Genomic DNA, 16,547 nt, shown 5'->3' with positions numbered 1-16,547 from the left:
TCGGCGCAGTACGCCATTTGGCGCGGCATAGACTGGTGCCAACATATTGGACAGGAGGACCGCGATGAACGCGCTGGGCAGCAAAGCACGACGACAGTTTCTGGGCGGTGCGGCCGCGGCGACGCTGCTGATTGCCGGTCGGCCGGGGTGGGCGAGGGCCGGCCAAGCCAGGCCGCGCTGGTCTGCGGCTGCGCCGCCGCAGTCGCCGCGGATTTCCCACGTCATCGAGCAACTCGGCCGCAAGCGTGACGATGTCTATTCGTGGATGAAATTCATCCCCGCTGACGGCGAACGCCATCGCGGCAACCTGCCCGAACCGGTCGCGAAGATGCTGGCCCAGGAAAATGCCTATGCCGAAACGATGCTGAAACCGGTGCGCGCCGCACAGGATGCGCTGGTGGAGGCGATGCTCGCGCGGTCGGCGGGTTCGGTACAAGCTCCCGCGCTGGAGCGTGACGGCTGGGCCTATTCCTCCGCGATACCCGCAGGGTCCGTGCATCCGATATACAGCCGCAGCAAGGGCGGTAGCGCAGTCGAAACGCTCGTCGACGAAAGCGCCCGCGCCGCAGGGCAGCCCTATTTCCGCAGTACCGGCCATCAGCCGAGCCCCGACCACCGCTATTTCGCCTGGGCGGAGGATGTCATCGGCAACGACCGCCACCGCATCGTCATCCGCGACAATGACAGCGGCGACGTGCGCACGCTCGTCGACAAGGATGCCTATGGCTACGGCGGGCTCGTCTTTGCCCCTTCGTCGCAATGGCTGTTCTGGATATGGCGCGACGCGCGCAACCGGCCGACGCGGCTCTATCGGACGTCGATCGACGGCAAGACCACCGCGCTCGTCTATGAGGAAAAAGACCCCGCAATTTTCATGGGGGTCAAGCGCACCGCCGCCGACGGTTTTGTCGCGCTGACGCTGTCCGGCCCCGAAACCGCCGAAGTGCGCCTGATCCCCGCCGCAGATGAAATGGGCGAGCCAAGGGTAGTGTGGCCGCGCAAGAGCGGCGTGCGCTACGAAATCGACGAGTGGGACGGCGCGCTGGTGGCGACGACCGATGCCGATGATGCGTTCGACATGCAGCTGCTGCGGCTTGATCCGGACGATTTCCGCACCCTTGCCACGCTCGTGCCGCACCGCGCCGGAACGCCGATCTTGCAAGTGCAGCCGTTCAAGGCCGCACTGGTGCGACTGGAGCGCGCCGACGGTTTGCACCGGCTGGTCATCCAGCGCGCCGACGGCAACGAACAAAGCATAGCTTTCGACGATCCGGCCTATGCAATCGAACTGCCCGGTGAGCAGGCTTATGCCGCCCGATCGGTGATGATCGTCCATGAATCGCCTAAATCACCGCGACGCTGGATCGCGGTCGATCTGGCGAGCGGTGAGCAGACCGTCGTCCAGCAGCAGCGGGTCGCCAACTTCGATCCCGACGATTATGAGGTCGAGCGGTTGATGGCCCCCGCGCCCGACGGCGAAATGGTACCGATCACCCTGTTGTCACGGCGCGGCACGGCGAAGGACGGCACGGCGCCCCTGCTGCAATATGGTTACGGCGCCTATGGCGTGAACAGCGACCCGCTATTCTCGATCCCGGCGCTCGCGCTGGTCGATCAGGGCTGGCGCTATGCGATTGCGCATGTTCGCGGCGGGTCGGAAAAAGGGCGGCGCTGGTTCCTTGGCGGGCGCAAGTTCTCCAAGCGCAACAGTTTCACCGATTTCATCGCCTGTGCCGAGCATCTGTGCCGCGAAGGCTATTCGGCAAAAGGCAAGGTCGTCGCCTACGGCCTGTCGGCGGGTGGGCTGCTCGTCGGCGCGAGCATGAACATTGCTCCGACTTTGTGGGGCGGGGTGATCGCGAAGGTTCCGTTCGTCGACATGCTCAACACGATGAGCGACGCGAGCCACCCACTGGTGCCGCTGTTCCGTCCCGACTGGGGCGATCCGTTGGCCGAACCACGCGCCTACGACTATATCGCGTCGATCTCGCCTTATGAGAATGTCCGCGCAGCGTCCTATCCGCCGCTGCTGTGTACCGCTGGGCTCAAGGACGACCGCGTCGCTTATTGGGAACCCGCGAAACTGGTTGCCGAGGTGCGGCACCGCTCGACCAGCGGCAATCCCGCGATGCTGCTGACCGATATGGACAGCGGGCATCAGGGCAGCGCCGACTTGAAAAGCGAATATGGCGAATATGCGCTGTTCTGGGCCTTTGCTATGCGCTGCGTCGGCTGAGTTCGCCCGCCGCTGTTCGCTGCCTGAGCGGCTCCCGTGCAACGATACGCGGCCGGTGAGGTGGCGATAATGCGTCGCAATTCGGCCCATTGGATGCAATCTGCGGCCCAAAGGCGCGCGAGTGCGCATCGCCGAGGTGCCAAAATCACGCGCAACATGGGTCGTCGCAAACGGCGTTTGTCGACAGCTACAACGGAATGGAGTTCCCCCATCCATCTCCGCACCGGCGATCATCGCCGCTGGACGACGATCCTGACGTGTTTTGGTCGTTTAACCATTGGGGGATTATCATGCTGCCTCGTTTTCGTCGTTCCGTTTCGGGCGTTGCCCTGTCTGCCGCCGTGCTGGCCTGCGCCTCCGTCCAGCCCGCGCTGGCGCAGACGAGCGAGCCGGTTGGCGAAGCTGACGACAGCATCATCGTCACCGCGCAGCGCGCCAACCAGACGCAGGTTGCGCGCGGCGGCAACGTCGGCGTGCTCGGCAATAAAGCCGCCGAGGATGTGCCGTTTGTCGTCAAAAGCTTCAACAGCGCGCTCATCTTGAACCAGCAGCCGCAAAGCCTGGGGCAGGTGCTGGAAAATGATCCGTCGATCCGGACGTCGAACGCCTTTGGCACCGCGGCCGAGGTCTTCGTCATGCGCGGCTTTGTCCTGTTCTCCGACGATGTCGGCTTCAACGGCCTGTACGGGCTGACCCCGCGCCAGCTGGTCGCGCCCGAGCTTTACGAAACAGTGCAGGTACTCAACGGCGCCAACGCCTTCCTGAACGGCGCGGCGCCGGGCGGGTCGGGGGTCGGCGGCAGCGTCAATGTCATCCCGAAGCGGGCGGGCGACCGCGACCTCAACCGCGTGACGCTGAACTATACCGGCGACGAACATTTTGGCGGCAGTTTCGATTTTGCCCGCCGCAGCGCCGACGGCGCGCTGGGTGTGCGCGTCAATGGCGCCGCGCGGAGTGGCGAGCTGAGTGTCGATGGCGAATTCCGCAGCGCTTATGTGCTCGGCACCAGCCTCGACTGGCAGGGCGAGCGGGCGCGGCTGTTCCTCGACCTGGCGTTCCAGCGCATGCATGTGCGCGGTTTGCGCCACAAGGTTGGGGTATCGACGGTGATCCCGCGCGTTCCCGGCGCCAAGACCAACTATGCCCAGCAATGGCAATATGGCACCCAGCGCGACCTGTTCGGGACGATCCGCGGCGAATTCGACCTGGCCGACAATGTCATGCTCTACGCCAGTTTCGGCGCGCGCGACGGAACGGAAAAAAGTGTCGCGATCAATGCGGTCGATGTGACGAACGCGGTTACCGGCGCCGCGACTGGTTCCAATGCCCAGTTCACCCCGCGCACCGACAACAATGAAGCGGGGGATATCGGCCTGCGCGGCAAGTTCGAATTTGCCGGGATGAGCCATGAAATCAACGTCGGCGGATCGAAGGTCTGGCAGGTCAGCCGCAATGCGTATCAGCGCTATTTTCCGTTCGCGACCAACATCTATGATCCCGTCCCGGTGCCGCAGCCGGGGCCTAACACGGTGGTCGGCGGCGATCTGAACGATCCGTTCCCGGTGCTGCGCAACCGCTTCACCAGCTTTTTCGTCTCGGACACGATCGGCCTGCTCGACGACCGCATCCTGTTCACCGCGGGCCTGCGGCGCCAGACGATCAAGGTCACGCGCTATTCCTATTTCGTCGAGGGACAGGTCACCGCAGCCTATGACAAGTCGGCGACGACCCCGGTGTTTGGGCTGGTCGTAAAGCCGGTCGCCGGCCTGTCGCTCTATGCCAACCGCATCGAAGGGCTGTTGCAGGGTCCGGCAGCGCCCAATCTGGGCAACGTCATCAACGCCAACGAAATTTTCCCGCCGGCAAAATCGGTGCAATATGAGCTGGGCGCCAAGCTCGGACTCGGACGGTTCAACGCCTCGCTGGCGCTCTATCAGATCGAACAGCCGAGCGCGTTCGTGCGCCCGATCACCCCGACCCCAACGAGCGGCCCGACCGACATCTTCGCGCTCGACGGCGAACAGCGCAATCGCGGGCTGGAAATCGCCATTGACGGCGAACCGGTGAAGGGATTGCGGATCATCGCCGGTTTGTCGGTGAACGACGCCATTCTTGCCAACACCGCGGGCGGGGTCAACGAAGGTAATAAAGCACCGGGCGTGCCCGATTACACGATCAACGCCAATGTCGAATGGGATCTGCCCTTTGCGCCCGCGCTGACGCTGACCGGGCGCGTCGTGCACACCGGGCGCCAGATGGTCAACGCGACCAACACGCTCGAACTGCCCACATGGACGCGCTTCGACCTGGGCGCACGTTATGTGCTGCAAGTCGGCGACAATCCCGTCACCCTGCGCGCCAACGTCGATAACGTTGCCAACAAGCGCTATTGGGCCTCGGGCTTCAACAGCTTTGGGACCGCGTTGTTGCAGGGGCTGCCGCGGACATTCAAACTGTCGGCAACGATCGATTTCTGAAGCTGGCGCCGCACTGATTTTGGGCTGATCGGCAGGGCGTAAACACAGCATGCGGTGACATACGTCGCGCTGTGTTTCCGCGTTGCCCCAAGGCCGTTCGGAATCAGCCTTGTCCTATTCCCGGGCTTTGACTTGTCGTTTGCTATTGCGAGGCGACCGCCCTATGGGCGTGGTGATAATACTTCGCATTAACATTCGAGTCATCCGGCATGCAGCGATCGACGATCAAGACCTGGTTCCTGATCCACAAATGGACGAGCATCGTCTGCACGGCCTTCCTGTTGATGCTGTGCGTCACCGGCCTACCGCTAATCTTTCACCACGAGATTGATGAGCTGACCGAGGACGCGCCGCAGTTCGGCCTTCCGGGGGTCGGTTCGTCGAGCGAAGCGCCGGGGCTGAGGCCGCTCGACGAAATGCTCGCCAAGGCGCTTGCTGCGCGTCCAGGCGAAGTGCCGGTGTTTATGGCGTTCGACAACGACCAGCCGTCGATGACGATCACCACCGCGCCGCGCCCGGACTCGCCCGCCGAGGATATGACGATCCAGCTGTTCGACCGCTCGACCGGCGCCAAGACCGGCGCCGTCGACGAGAGCGGGGTGATGCACTTCATTCTTCAGCTCCACACCGACATGTTTCTCGGCCTGCCGGGCATGTTGTTCCTTGGGCTGATGGGACTGTTCTTTGTTATCGCGATCGTCTCGGGCGTCGTTTTGTACGCGCCTTTCATGCGCAAGTTGGATTTCGGAACCGTGCGCACCGCGCGCAGCCGCCGCGTCAAATGGCTCGACTATCATAATCTGTTGGGCATTGTTGCGCTCGCGTGGATGACGGTCGTCGGCGCGACGGGGGTGATCAACGCGCTCGCCACTCCGATCTTCCAATATTGGCAGCGCACCGAGCTTGCCGACATGACGCAGACTTATGCGGGGAAGGGCGCGGTGCCGCCCGCGCGCTACGGTTCGATCGACAAGGCGATGGCCGCCGCCCGGGCCGAAATCCCCGGCAACAACCCGCAATTCATTGCCTTCCCCGGCGGCGCGTTCAGCAGCAAGCACCATTATGCCGTATTCTTTCAGGGCGACACGCCGCTGACCGAACGGCTGCTGACTTCGGCGCTGATCGATGCCGAAACCGGAGCGTTCACCGACGCGCGGCCGATGCCCTGGTATGTGAAGGCGCTGGCGCTGTCGCAGCCGCTGCACTTTGGCGATTATGGCGGGCTGCCGCTCAAAATCCTGTGGGCGATCCTGACCCTCTTCACGATCATCGTGCTGGGTTCGGGCCTCTACCTCTGGCTCGGCAAGCGCCGCGCCGGAACCGATGCGCTGGTGCGCGAGGTCGAAAGCGGCGGCCGGATCGTTCCTGCCGAATGAACCAGCGCCGCGGCCTTCGCGCGATTTTCGCTATTCCGCTGCTGCTCGCGCTCGCCAGCATCGCCGGGCTCGTCATCGCACTGACGGGTGACGGACTGCGCGATGCCGCATCATGGGCCGCGCTCGCCATTCCGGTTTTTGCTGTCGGCTGGGCAATGCGCGCCCGCCGCAGCTGATATATTCAACCAATTGATTCCAAAGGACCCGCTCGTGACCCAGTTTTCGATCCGCAGCCTGCTCGGGCTGACCAGCGCAGCAACCATTTTCGCCGTCGCCGCCCCGGCAATGGCGCAGGATGGCAACGCCAGCGACATCGTCGTCACTGCCCAGCGGATGAACCAGACCGAGGTGACCCGCGGCGGCAGTGGCGGGGTGCTGGGCAACAAGCCCGCTGCCGACCTGCCATTCACGATCAAAAGTTATAATGAGGCGCTGATCCTGAACCAGCAGCCGCAGACGCTTGGCCAGCTGCTCGAAAACGACCCGTCGGTGCGCACTGGCTTTGCGTTCGGCAATGCGGCCGAATTGTTCGTGATCCGCGGTTTCGCGCTGGCGGGCGACGATGTCGGGCTCGACGGGCTCTACGGCATCGCGCCGCGCCAGCTGATTGCCCCTGAACTCTATGATTCGGTGCAGGTGATTAACGGGTCGAGCGCCTTCATCAACGGCGCGGCGCCGGGCGGCTCGGGCCTTGGCGGCAGCGTCAACCTGCTCCCCAAGCGTGCCCGTGCCGACCTGACGCGCGCGACGGTCAACTACACCTCCGACGAACATATCGGTGGCAGTTTCGACGTGGCTCGGCGCTTTGGCGGTGGCGACCAATGGGGCGTGCGTGTCAACGGCGTTGCGCGCACCGGCGATGTGTCGATCGATGGCGAGTTCCGCAGCGCCTACACGTTGGGCGGCGCGCTCGACTACAATAATGGTCCGCTGCGCCTGTCGCTCGATCTCGCTTATCAGCGCGTCAAGGTGCGCGGCTTGCGGCACAAGGTCGCGCTCGGTTTCGGCGTCAACGCCATCCCTGCGGTGCCGGACGCCGATGCCAATTATGCCCAGCCCTGGACCTATACCGAAATGCGCGACGTCTTTGGCCTTGTGAAGGCCGAATATGACGTCGCCGACAATGCGATGATCTATGCCAGCTTTGGCGCGCGCGACGGCATGGAGGACGGCATCTATGGCGGCATCACCGTCAACAACCCGGTCACCGGCGCGGCGACCGGCAACGCGCTGTACGTCCCGCGCACCGACAATAATGAAGCCGCGCAGGCGGGCTTGCGCGTCAAGCTCGGCACCGCGATCACGCACGAGATCAACTTCGGCGGTTCGATGAACTGGCAGGTCAACCGCAACGCTTATGACTTCCTCTATGGTCCCGGCTTTGCGGGCTATGCGACGAACCTGTATAACGCCGTCGAAGTGCCGATCCCGGCTTCGGCGCTGGTCGGCGGCGACCTCGACGATCCGCTCCCGGTCAGCCGCACCCGACTGCTCAGCGCCTTTACATCCGACACGATTGGCCTCTGGAACGACCGCATTCTCCTCACCGTTGGCCTGCGCGTCCAGTCGATCCGCCAGAAAAGCTACAGCTATTTCGGCGGCGCGCTTACCGATACCTATGACGAGGACGCGATCACCCCGGTCCTCGGCCTCGTCGTCAAGCCCGCCGATGGCCTCGCTTTCTATGCCAACCGCATGGAAGGTTTCGAAAAGCCGGACGCTGCTCCGGCAACCGTCGGCGCCTTTCCGGTCACCAATGCGGGCGACGTGTTCGCGCCGGTAAAGACCAAACAATATGAATTCGGCGCCAAATACAGCTTCGGCCGTTTCAACGCGTCGTTGGCGGCGTTCCAGATCGACCGGCCGCGCCCGGGCGTGGCCGTCGATCCCGCCAATCCGGGGCAAGTGGTCTATGGCCTGAACGGCGAACAGCGGAACAAGGGGATCGAACTCAGCTTCGACGGCGAACTCGCGCCGGGGCTGCGGCTGATCGCGGGGGGATCGATCATCGATGCCAAGCTGCGCCGGACCCTCGACGGGGTCAACGACGGCAATGATGCGCCGGGTGTCCCCGAATATCTCGTCAACGCCAATGTCGAATGGGACCTGCCCTTCGTGCCCGCCCTCACCTTGACCGGACGCGTCGTTCACACGGGCGAACAAGCGGCGAACCAGGCGAACACGCTGACCCTGCCGTCATGGACGCGCTTCGATCTTGGCGCCCGCTATGTCGCGGTCGTCGGCGACAAGCCGCTGACGCTTCGTTTCGGTGTCGATAATGTGGCGAACAAGCGATACTGGGCATCGGCGTTCGAGATTTTCAGCCCCGACCTGCTGCAGGGCGCCCCGCGAACCTATAAGGCGTCGGCGTCGATCGAGTTCTAGGGTTCAGAACCCTCGTCCGTGAAGAGCGAGAACCTCACGCTACGCAACGTCCGGTGCAGATTGGTTTCGTTCAAGGGCCGCCCAGCCGTAACGGGCCAACTACGGTCGTCGAGCCGCTATATTCTCTTATCGTTCAACACCGATCACCATAGCGGGCGTGATTGCTATGTGATTGCTGCGAGCCCGCAATCTGTTGCTGATTGGCTCGATATCGCATCTAAGCGATTGATTTAATTGGTCGGGACGAGAGGATTCGAACCTCCGACCCCCACACCCCCAGTGTGATGCGCTACCAGGCTGCGCTACGTCCCGACCGGCCCGAATGGGCAGGCGTGGCCCCTAGCGCGGGTCGGCGGAGGATGCAAGGCTCTCCTGCGCGAAGCGGTGGTGCGGGGCAGAGGACGGGATTGCGGCCCCGGCGCCCTTGACCTTGCCGCCATCCTCCCCATTTCGGCGGCGCCTGAAAAAGGGGGGCGGCGCAGCGACCGGTTGCGCGTCGGCCCCCTGCATGATAGGCGCCGCGCCATTATATGCGCGCCGGTTCCGCTGCGGAACGGGCTGCGTTTTCAAACGGAAAGTTTTCATCGATGTCGACGCAATTGCTTCTGACCCAGGCGGCCGGATCGGGCAGCGGGGCTGCCGGTTTCCTGATGCTGGTCCCGTATCTGCTGATCTTTGTCGTGTTCTGGTTCTTCCTGATCCGCCCGCAGCAGGTGCGCGCCAAGGAGCATCGCGCCAAGATCGCCGCGGTCAAGCCGCGCGATCAGGTGGTGACGGGCGGCGGCATCGTCGGCAAGGTCACGCGCGTCGACGATGATTTTGCTGATGTCGAAATCGCGCAGGGCGTCAAGATCAAGGTCGTCAAGGCGACCCTGGCCGACGTGATGCAGCCCGGCGCCAAGCCCGCCAACGACTGACGCGGCGGGGGCGCTGATTGCGTCGCTGCTCTTGCTATCGGACCATTAGACCATGCTCGATTTCCCGCGCTGGAAAACCATCAGCATCAGCATCATCCTGCTGCTGGGCATCCTCTTTTCCATCCCCAGCTTCCTGCCCGAAAAGACGCGCGACAGCCTGCCGGCGTTTATGCAGGCCAAGGTCAATCTGGGGCTCGACCTGGCGGGCGGCAGCCATTTGCTGCTCGAGGCTGACATCGACGATCTGCGCAAGACGCAGCTCGCGAATATGGAAAAGACCGTCCGCGCCGCGATGAACGGCGAGCGTGGTCCCGACGATGACATCGCGATCGGCGAACTGACGACCGAGGGCGGCAAGATCAGCTTTCTGATCCGCGACCAGGCGCAGCTCGACGATGCGCGCGACCGGTTGTTCAGCCAGACCCAGGGCGCGGCGATGACCGGCCAGCGCGACTGGAATATCGACATCGTCGATACCACGCGCATCGTGATGACCCCGACCACCGCCGGCCAGACACAGGCGGTCGCCGACGCGATGGATTCGGCGCGCGACATCATCGACAAACGCGTCAACGATCTGGGTACGCGCGAACCGACGATCATCCGCGAAGGCAACGACCGTGTCGTCGTGCAGGTACCGGGGTTGCAGGATCCCGCGGCGCTTAAGGAACTGATCGGCAAGACCGCGCGGCTGGAATTCCGCATGGTCGACCCCAACGCCGACCCCGCCGAAGCCGCCGCGGGCCGCGTCCCGGTGGGCAGCGAGATCGTTCCCTATGCCGAGGGCGAGGGCAGCGGCGCGACGTTCGAAGTGCTGCGCCGCCAAGTGATGATCAGCGGCGAGCAGCTGATCAACGCCAAGCAAAGTTTCGATCCGCAGTCGAACGAACCGGTCGTGTCGATCAGTTTCGATTCGGGCGGATCGAGCACCTTTGCCAAGGTGACCGCGCAGAATGTCGGCAAACGCTTTGCGATGGTGCTGGACGGCAAGGTGCTGTCGGCGCCGTCGATCAACGAACCGATCCTGGGGGGAAGCGCGCAGATTTCGGGCAGCTTTTCGGTGGCAAGCGCCAACGCGCTGGCGATCTCGCTGCGCTCGGGCGCCTTGCCGGTGAAGATGGCGGTGGTCGAAGAACGCACGGTGACCCCCGAACTGGGCGCCGATTCGATCCGCAAGGGCGTGATCGCGGGGATCATCGCCACCGTCGCGGTGCTGGTACTGATGATGGTGGTCTATGGCCGCTTCGGCATCTATGCGAATATCGCGTTGTTCTTTAACGTGTTCCTGATCATCGCGATCATGGCCGCGTTCAACGCGACGCTGACCTTGCCGGGGATTGCGGGCTTCGTGCTGACGATCGGCGCGGCGGTCGACGCCAACGTGCTGATCAACGAGCGAATACGCGAGGAATTGAAACGCGGGCGCAAGGTATATCAGGCGATCGACCTTGGCTATTCCGAAGCCAGTCGCGCGATTTTCGACGCCAACGTCACCAACGTCATCGCCGCGGTGCTGATGTTCTGGTTCGGCTCGGGCCCGATCAAGGGCTTTGCGGTGGTGCTGACCATCGGCATCGTCACGAGCGTTTTCACCGCCGTCACCGTCACCCGCATGTTCGTGGCCCATTGGCTGCGCACGGCGCGTCCGACGTCGATCAACATTTAAGGGAGCGAAGAGATGCGCTTGCTCAAACTCGTCCCCGACGACACCAACATCGACTTTCTGCGGTGGCGGAAAGTCGCGTCCTTCATGAGCTTTTTCCTGGTGGCTGTGTCGATCGCGCTGGTCGCGGTCAAGGGACTGAACCTGGGTGTGGATTTCGTCGGCGGCCAGTCGGTTCGCGTGGAATTCACGCAGGAAATGCCGCCGATCGACGATATTCGCGAAAAGGTCGGCCAGATCGGACTGGGCGAAGCGACGATCCAGCAGTTCGGATCGGACAAGGCGGTGTCGATCCGTACCGCGTTGCCCGAAGGTGACAAGGCCGCGGCCGAGCGCGCCGGGCAACAGCTGGTGGCAGGGATCGAAAAGGCGTTTCCCACCGCCAAGACCGGCTCGGTCGAAACCGTGTCGGGCAAGGTGTCGGGCGAATTGATCCGCACCGGCGCGATCAGCCTGGGCCTCGCGATCATCGGCATTTCGATCTATATCTGGATCCGGTTCGAATGGCAGTTCGGGGTCGGGGCGCTGGGACGTCTGTTCCACGAGGTGTCGCTGACGTTCGGGCTGTTCGCAGTCACGCAGATGCAATTCGACCTGAACAGCGTCGCGGCGTTGCTGACGATTGTCGGCTATTCGCTGAACGACACGATCGTGGTGTATGACCGCATCCGCGAAAACCTGAAAAAATACCGCAAGATGGATATCGTTCCGCTGCTGAATCTCAGCATCAACGAAACGCTGTCGCGCACCGTCATGACCACCGTGGCGATGGTCCTCGCGCTGGGCGTGCTGTTGCTTTTCGGCCCCGACGTGATTTTCGGCTTTACTGCGGCCATGCTGTTCGGCGTGTTCATTGGCGGATATTCGTCGGTGCTGATGTCAACGCCGGTGCTGGTGTGGCTGAAAGTAGGCCCCCACAGCTTTGTGCCGCGCACCAGCGCGGGCATGGACGGCGGCGAGCGGGTTGAGCGCAAGGACGACGGCGCGGTCGTTTAACGACCGGCGCAGCGGCGGAGATGATCGGCCAGTTCGCGGCCGTTGCGGTCCCAGTCGAAGCGGCCGCCTAGGCTGGCGGCGACGTCTGACGGGGCAGGCGGGTTGGTCAGGATGGCCTGTACTGCGGCAGCAATGGCGTCGGGCGTGCGTTCGACAATGCACCCCGCGATGGGCGCGGTCACCAGTTCGGCAGCGCCGCCCGCGTCGCTGATGACGATCGGGGTGCCGCACGCGAGCGCCTCGACCCACGCATTGGCGAGGCCTTCGCTGACCGAGGGCATGACGACGACATCGGCAGCACGATAGTGCATCGGCAGGTCGGCATTGGCGACCGGACCCATGACATGGACGCGTTCGGCAACGCCGAGCCGCTGGGCCAGAGCGCGGTAGCGGCCTTCGGCCTCGCCCGTACCCGCCAGCCGGTAATGGACGCCGGGCAGCGCGGGGAGCGCCTCGATCACGAGCGCCTGACCCTTGCGCGGGATGAGCGCGCCGACGGTCAGGATCATCGGGGCGTCGCCTATGCCGAGCGCGGCGCGGGCGGCATTGCGATCGCCGGGCGAAAAGCGGGCGGTGTCGATACCGGTGTAGTGGGTGGTGACCTTGGCGGGATCGATGCCGATCGCAGCCATGTCGCGGCGCATCGCGTCCGACACCGCGAGCAGGCCTGCGGCCTTGTCGGCTGCCTCGATCAGCTGCGCTGCGGTTGCAGGGTCATGGCCGAAATGACTGATGTCGGCGCCGCGCGCCTTGGCGGCGAAGGGCAGGCCGAGCGCGGCGGCGACACGCATCGCTGCGGGGCCGTCGGGATAGAAAAATTGCGCGTCGACGACGTCGAAGGTCTGGCTGCGCACCGCCGACAGGACGGCGCGCGCGACCATCGCGGGGTTGAAGCGCGCGCCGACGCGGGGAATCAGCGGGAAGCGCGGGCGGTGGACAGTGAGGCCGTTCCAGCGCTCAGTTCGCGGCAGGGCGCGGAGCTTGCGATAGCGGGGGTGGAGCGAGAGCGGAAAGGGCGGCAGGCCGACGGGCGCGACGATGGTGAGTTCGATCTCCGGCTGCGCCGCGAGCGCGCGGAGGCTGCGTTCCACGAATAGGCCGAAGTTGGGACGGGCGGCGTCGGGGAACAGCGTGGCGATGCTGAGGACGCGGAGGGGGGTCATGCCTGCCCTCTCATTCGTTTGTGCTGAGCTTGTCGAAGCACCGCTTTTCCTCGACGTCGGTGAAAGAAAGGACGGCCCTTCGACAAGCTCAGGGCGAACGGCAGGGCTAGAGCGTACGAATCAGCCGCACTGCGACCGCAGCCCATGGCGGATTGCTGACGACCTGTTGCCGGGCGCCGCTGCCGAGCGGTAGCAGGTGCAGTTTTTCACCATCGACGTTGAGCAGCCGCGCGAAGAAGAAGCGGCCGGCGGGGCGCGGGACGAGCAGGTCGCGGTTGAGCGCGCTGGTCCAGTCGCCCTCGATCCGGCGGCACCAGATTTCGTCGCCGGCGCGATAATCGCCGATCGACGAGGTCACGCGGACCGCGATCATATCCTCGCTCGGCCGTGCGGTGAGCGCCTGTTCGACCCGCGTCGGCGCGTGCGCGCCATCGGCGCCCAGATGCGCGGTGATCGTCAGCTGGGTATCCTGCGGCAGTTGCACCAGCTCGGCGGCATCGACCCCGAGCGCCGCTGCGATACGGTTCATCCAGCCGAGCGACAGGTTGCGCGTGCCCGTTTCGAGGCGGCCGATCGTCTGTGCGGTGGTCGGCGGATCGCAGCGCGCGCCGACTTCTTCAAGCGTCAGTCCCTTTGCGCGGCGCACCGCGCGGATGCTGTTGATCATCGCAAAACCTTCAAATAACCAAATCGGTTTCTTCTTTCCTACAAAATAATCCAGTGTCAAGAGCTGTCTTCGAATCGAGGAGATTGCCATGACCGCACGCCAGCTTGCCACCCGCCCGCATCCCGACGACCGGATCGATCCGGCCAAACGTGGCCCGCAGACAATGCGGCAGGTGACGGTGAATATCGCCGAGAGCCCGATCGCGTGGCTGGCCGCGCGCGGCCATTTGACGTCGGCGCAACTGGACGCGGGCGAACGGCTGCGCGCCGATTATGAGCGCGCCGGGTTGGCGGCGCGGGTGACGATGCGCTGGGACGCAGCGCCGCCCGCGAAGAGCCGCGGCGGCGCGCGGGCGGCGGATGCGTCGCTGGCGCGGATCGACGCGCACCGGCGCTTTCATGCAGCGCTCGATGCGGCGGGGCCGGGGCTGGCCGACATCTGCTGGCGGGTGATTTGTGCGGGGGAGGGGATTGCCGGGGCGGAGAAGGGGCTGGGGTGGCCGGCGCGGTCGGGCAAGCTGGTGCTGGGGCTGGCACTGGACCGGCTGGCGCGGTTTTATGGGGTGGGGTAGCTAGGGTTGGACGGCCAGCGTCGACCGGACGCTGGCGTCAGGCTATGATGAGATTCGCGCAGAGGCGCAGAGAACGCGGAGATTTTTACAGTTTCTCTCTGCGTTCTCTGCGCCTCTGCGCGAAAAATTTGGAAGGCGACATCCGACCAGTTGCAGACATTGGGCATCTGTTCGACAAACCGAACTATCCGATGTCACTTGGGCACGATTGAGATGAGGGAACCATGGAGCTATTCGGGACGCCTGACACGAGCGGACGCTTTCGTGCCGACGACGGCGTGGGTCGTCTCTCCGAAGCGACGCTATACCTCAGTGTGTCCGAGATGCTGAAGCTGTCCGAATTTCTAGCGAAGTGCGCTCGGGAGACGCAGGAGTTCGACCTCTGGGATCATGAGCATTTTGCCGACTTTATAAGCGGCAGTGACCCGTCATTCGATGGTCCTGATATAATCGTGCACTTAGCCGAGAGGGAATGAACTTCCCGAAACGACCCGCTGCGGAGCTAAGCGATCCTCCCCCAACGGGGGAGGGGAACCACCCGAAGGTGGTGGAGGGGCACGGACGGTTTACGCAGCGCTAGCTGGAAAGGCTGTACTTCTGGCGATGTCGCCGTGAAGGGACAACCTCACCGGCAAGGCAACACGCCGGTGCCCCTCCACCAGCTTCGCTGGTCCCCCTCCCCGTTCCGGGGAGGATCGGCTTCGTCCACCTCCCACCCCAAAGCGGACGCGCGGCGGGGTTAGCCCAGCGCCTCGACCTCTTCGGCGAGTTCCAGCCAGCGATCTTCCGCCGCCATCTTCTCGGCGCGCAGCGCTTCGAGCTTCGCGGTCAGGGCGGTGAATCGCGCATGGTCACGGGTGAACAGGGTGCCGTCCGACAATTCGGTTTCCGCCGCGGCCATCTCCGCCTCGATCGCCTCGATCCGCCCTGGCAGCAGGTCATAGTCGCGCTGGTCCTTGTAGCTGAGCTTCTTGCGCGCGGTCGTCGGGAGCGGGGCGGTGGCGGTTGATGCTTTGGTTTTGACGCTGTTGGGCTTGACCCGCTTTGCTTCCCAATCGGCATAGCCGCCGGCGACGATGTCGACCTTGCCGGTGCCGTCGAGGCCGAGCGTCACGGTGACGGTGCGGTCGAGGAAGTCGCGGTCATGGCTGACCAGCAGCACGGTCCCGGCGTAATCGGCGATGACTTCCTGTAAGAGGTCGAGCGTTTCGAGGTCGAGGTCGTTGGTCGGCTCGTCGAGCACGAGCAAATTCGATTCGCGAGCGAATTCGCGTGCGAGCAGCAGGCGCGAGCGTTCGCCGCCCGAGAGCGCGCCGACGCTGGCCTCCATCACGCCGGGATCGAACAGGAATTCCTTGAGATAGCCTTGGATATGCTTCTTGACCCCGCGCACCTCGACCCAGTCGCCGCCGTCGGCAAGGATGTCGCGGACGGTCTTGTCGGGCGACATCAGGCTGCGCTGCTGGTCGATGATGATGCCGTCGAGGGTCGGGGCAAGGGTGATTTTGCCCTGATCGGGTTGGATTTCGCCGGTCAGCAGTTTGAGCAGGGTGGATTTGCCCGCACCATTGGCGCCGACGATGCCGATGCGGTCGCCGCGCTGGACGCGGAAATCAAAGTTTTTGATGATCGGCCGGAGTTGCCCCCTGTCTCCATTCGCATCGAGCGAAGTCGAGATGCCTTGAGGTAGTGCACTGCCGCTGGGTGTCTCGACTTCGCTCGACACGAACGGGGTGGTGGGGAAGCTGATGGAAACATTTTCGGCGACGATCACCGATTTCGAGCGGACGTCGTCGTTGGCGAGGCCGAGCTTGGCGACGCCAGGGCCGCCGATCATCGCGGCGCGGGTGGCGCGCATTTCCTTGAGCTTTTCGAGGCGGCCCTGATTGCGCTTGCGTCGCGCGGTGACGCCGCGTTCCAGCCAGTGCGCCTCGAGCCGTAGCTTCGAATCGAGCCGCTGCGCCGCGCGCGATTCCTCGGCGGCGACGGCGTCGCTCCATTCCTCGAAGCCGCCGAAGCCGATCTCCTTGCGGCGGATGCTGCCGCGGTCGAGCCATAAGGTCTGGCGGGGCAGGCGGGGGAGGAAAGTGCGGTCG

At 64.3% G+C, this 16,547-nt stretch carries 12 protein-coding genes and 1 tRNA gene; 9 read left to right on the top strand and 4 right to left on the bottom strand.

Going from position 1 to position 16,547, the window contains the following annotated elements:
* Window positions 1-64 precede the first annotated feature (64 nt).
* The 5 genes from B4F07_RS06255 to B4F07_RS06235 all read left to right on the top strand — a co-directional run bounded on the left by B4F07_RS06255 (window position 65) and on the right by B4F07_RS06235 (window position 8,474).
* Window positions 65-2,236, top strand: a complete 2,172-nt coding sequence (locus B4F07_RS06255; RefSeq protein WP_293703376.1) for a S9 family peptidase — start codon at window positions 65-67, stop codon at window positions 2,234-2,236.
* Window positions 2,237-2,526: 290 nt separating this feature from the next.
* Window positions 2,527-4,713 (top strand): TonB-dependent receptor, encoded by a 2,187-nt coding sequence (locus B4F07_RS06250; protein ID WP_293703411.1) that lies wholly within the window; start codon window positions 2,527-2,529, stop codon window positions 4,711-4,713.
* 209 nt (window positions 4,714-4,922) lie between these two features.
* Entirely contained in the window at window positions 4,923-6,089 is a 1,167-nt protein-coding gene (locus tag B4F07_RS06245; protein ID WP_293703379.1) for a PepSY-associated TM helix domain-containing protein, read from the top strand.
* Window positions 6,086-6,265, top strand: a complete 180-nt coding sequence (locus tag B4F07_RS06240) for a hypothetical protein (protein WP_293704649.1) — start codon at window positions 6,086-6,088, stop codon at window positions 6,263-6,265. The genes B4F07_RS06245 and B4F07_RS06240 overlap by 4 nt, the downstream gene beginning before the upstream one ends.
* A 34-nt stretch (window positions 6,266-6,299) precedes the next feature.
* Window positions 6,300-8,474 (top strand): TonB-dependent receptor, encoded by a 2,175-nt coding sequence (locus tag B4F07_RS06235; protein ID WP_293704647.1) that lies wholly within the window; start codon window positions 6,300-6,302, stop codon window positions 8,472-8,474.
* Window positions 8,475-8,709: 235 nt separating this feature from the next.
* Here B4F07_RS06235 and B4F07_RS06230 read toward each other — a convergent pair.
* Window positions 8,710-8,786, bottom strand: a tRNA-Pro gene (locus B4F07_RS06230).
* A gap of 275 nt (window positions 8,787-9,061) precedes the next feature.
* Between B4F07_RS06230 and yajC the strand changes: the two genes are divergently transcribed.
* Genes yajC through secF form a run of 3 tightly spaced genes read left to right on the top strand, consistent with a single transcriptional unit; the run spans window position 9,062 to window position 12,050 of the window.
* Window positions 9,062-9,391, top strand: coding sequence for a preprotein translocase subunit YajC (gene yajC / locus B4F07_RS06225; RefSeq protein ID WP_293704645.1), 330 nt, complete (start codon window positions 9,062-9,064; stop codon window positions 9,389-9,391).
* A 52-nt stretch (window positions 9,392-9,443) separates the two neighbouring features.
* Window positions 9,444-11,057 (top strand): protein translocase subunit SecD, encoded by a 1,614-nt coding sequence (gene secD, locus B4F07_RS06220; protein ID WP_293704644.1) that lies wholly within the window; start codon window positions 9,444-9,446, stop codon window positions 11,055-11,057.
* Between the two features lie 12 nt (window positions 11,058-11,069).
* Window positions 11,070-12,050 carry a protein translocase subunit SecF gene (gene secF / locus B4F07_RS06215; RefSeq protein WP_293703391.1) on the top strand — a complete coding sequence of 327 codons (981 nt, stop codon included), beginning with the start codon at window positions 11,070-11,072 and terminating at the stop codon, window positions 12,048-12,050.
* Here the strand turns inward: secF and B4F07_RS06210 are convergent.
* Window positions 12,047-13,213 (bottom strand): glycosyltransferase, encoded by a 1,167-nt coding sequence (locus B4F07_RS06210; RefSeq protein ID WP_293703394.1) that lies wholly within the window; start codon window positions 13,211-13,213, stop codon window positions 12,047-12,049. The two genes, secF and B4F07_RS06210, sit on opposite strands and share 4 nt — an antisense overlap.
* A 106-nt stretch (window positions 13,214-13,319) precedes the next feature.
* A complete protein-coding gene (locus B4F07_RS06205) occupies window positions 13,320-13,880 on the bottom strand; it encodes a helix-turn-helix domain-containing protein (protein WP_293704642.1) in 561 nt (186 codons plus the stop codon).
* An 88-nt stretch (window positions 13,881-13,968) separates the two neighbouring features.
* Here B4F07_RS06205 and B4F07_RS06200 point away from each other — a divergent pair, with 88 nt between their 5' ends.
* Window positions 13,969-14,451 (top strand): DUF6456 domain-containing protein, encoded by a 483-nt coding sequence (locus B4F07_RS06200; protein WP_293704640.1) that lies wholly within the window; start codon window positions 13,969-13,971, stop codon window positions 14,449-14,451.
* Between the two features lie 739 nt (window positions 14,452-15,190).
* Here the strand turns inward: B4F07_RS06200 and B4F07_RS06195 are convergent.
* Window positions 15,191-16,547 (bottom strand): ATP-binding cassette domain-containing protein (locus B4F07_RS06195; RefSeq protein ID WP_293704638.1); only part of this gene is annotated, 1,357 nt, incomplete at its 5' end.

It is taken from the genome of Sphingopyxis sp. UBA6723 (assembly GCF_002454115.1).
Classification (GTDB): Bacteria; Pseudomonadota; Alphaproteobacteria; order Sphingomonadales; family Sphingomonadaceae; genus Sphingopyxis.
This window is presented reverse-complemented; position numbering and strand designations above follow the sequence as displayed.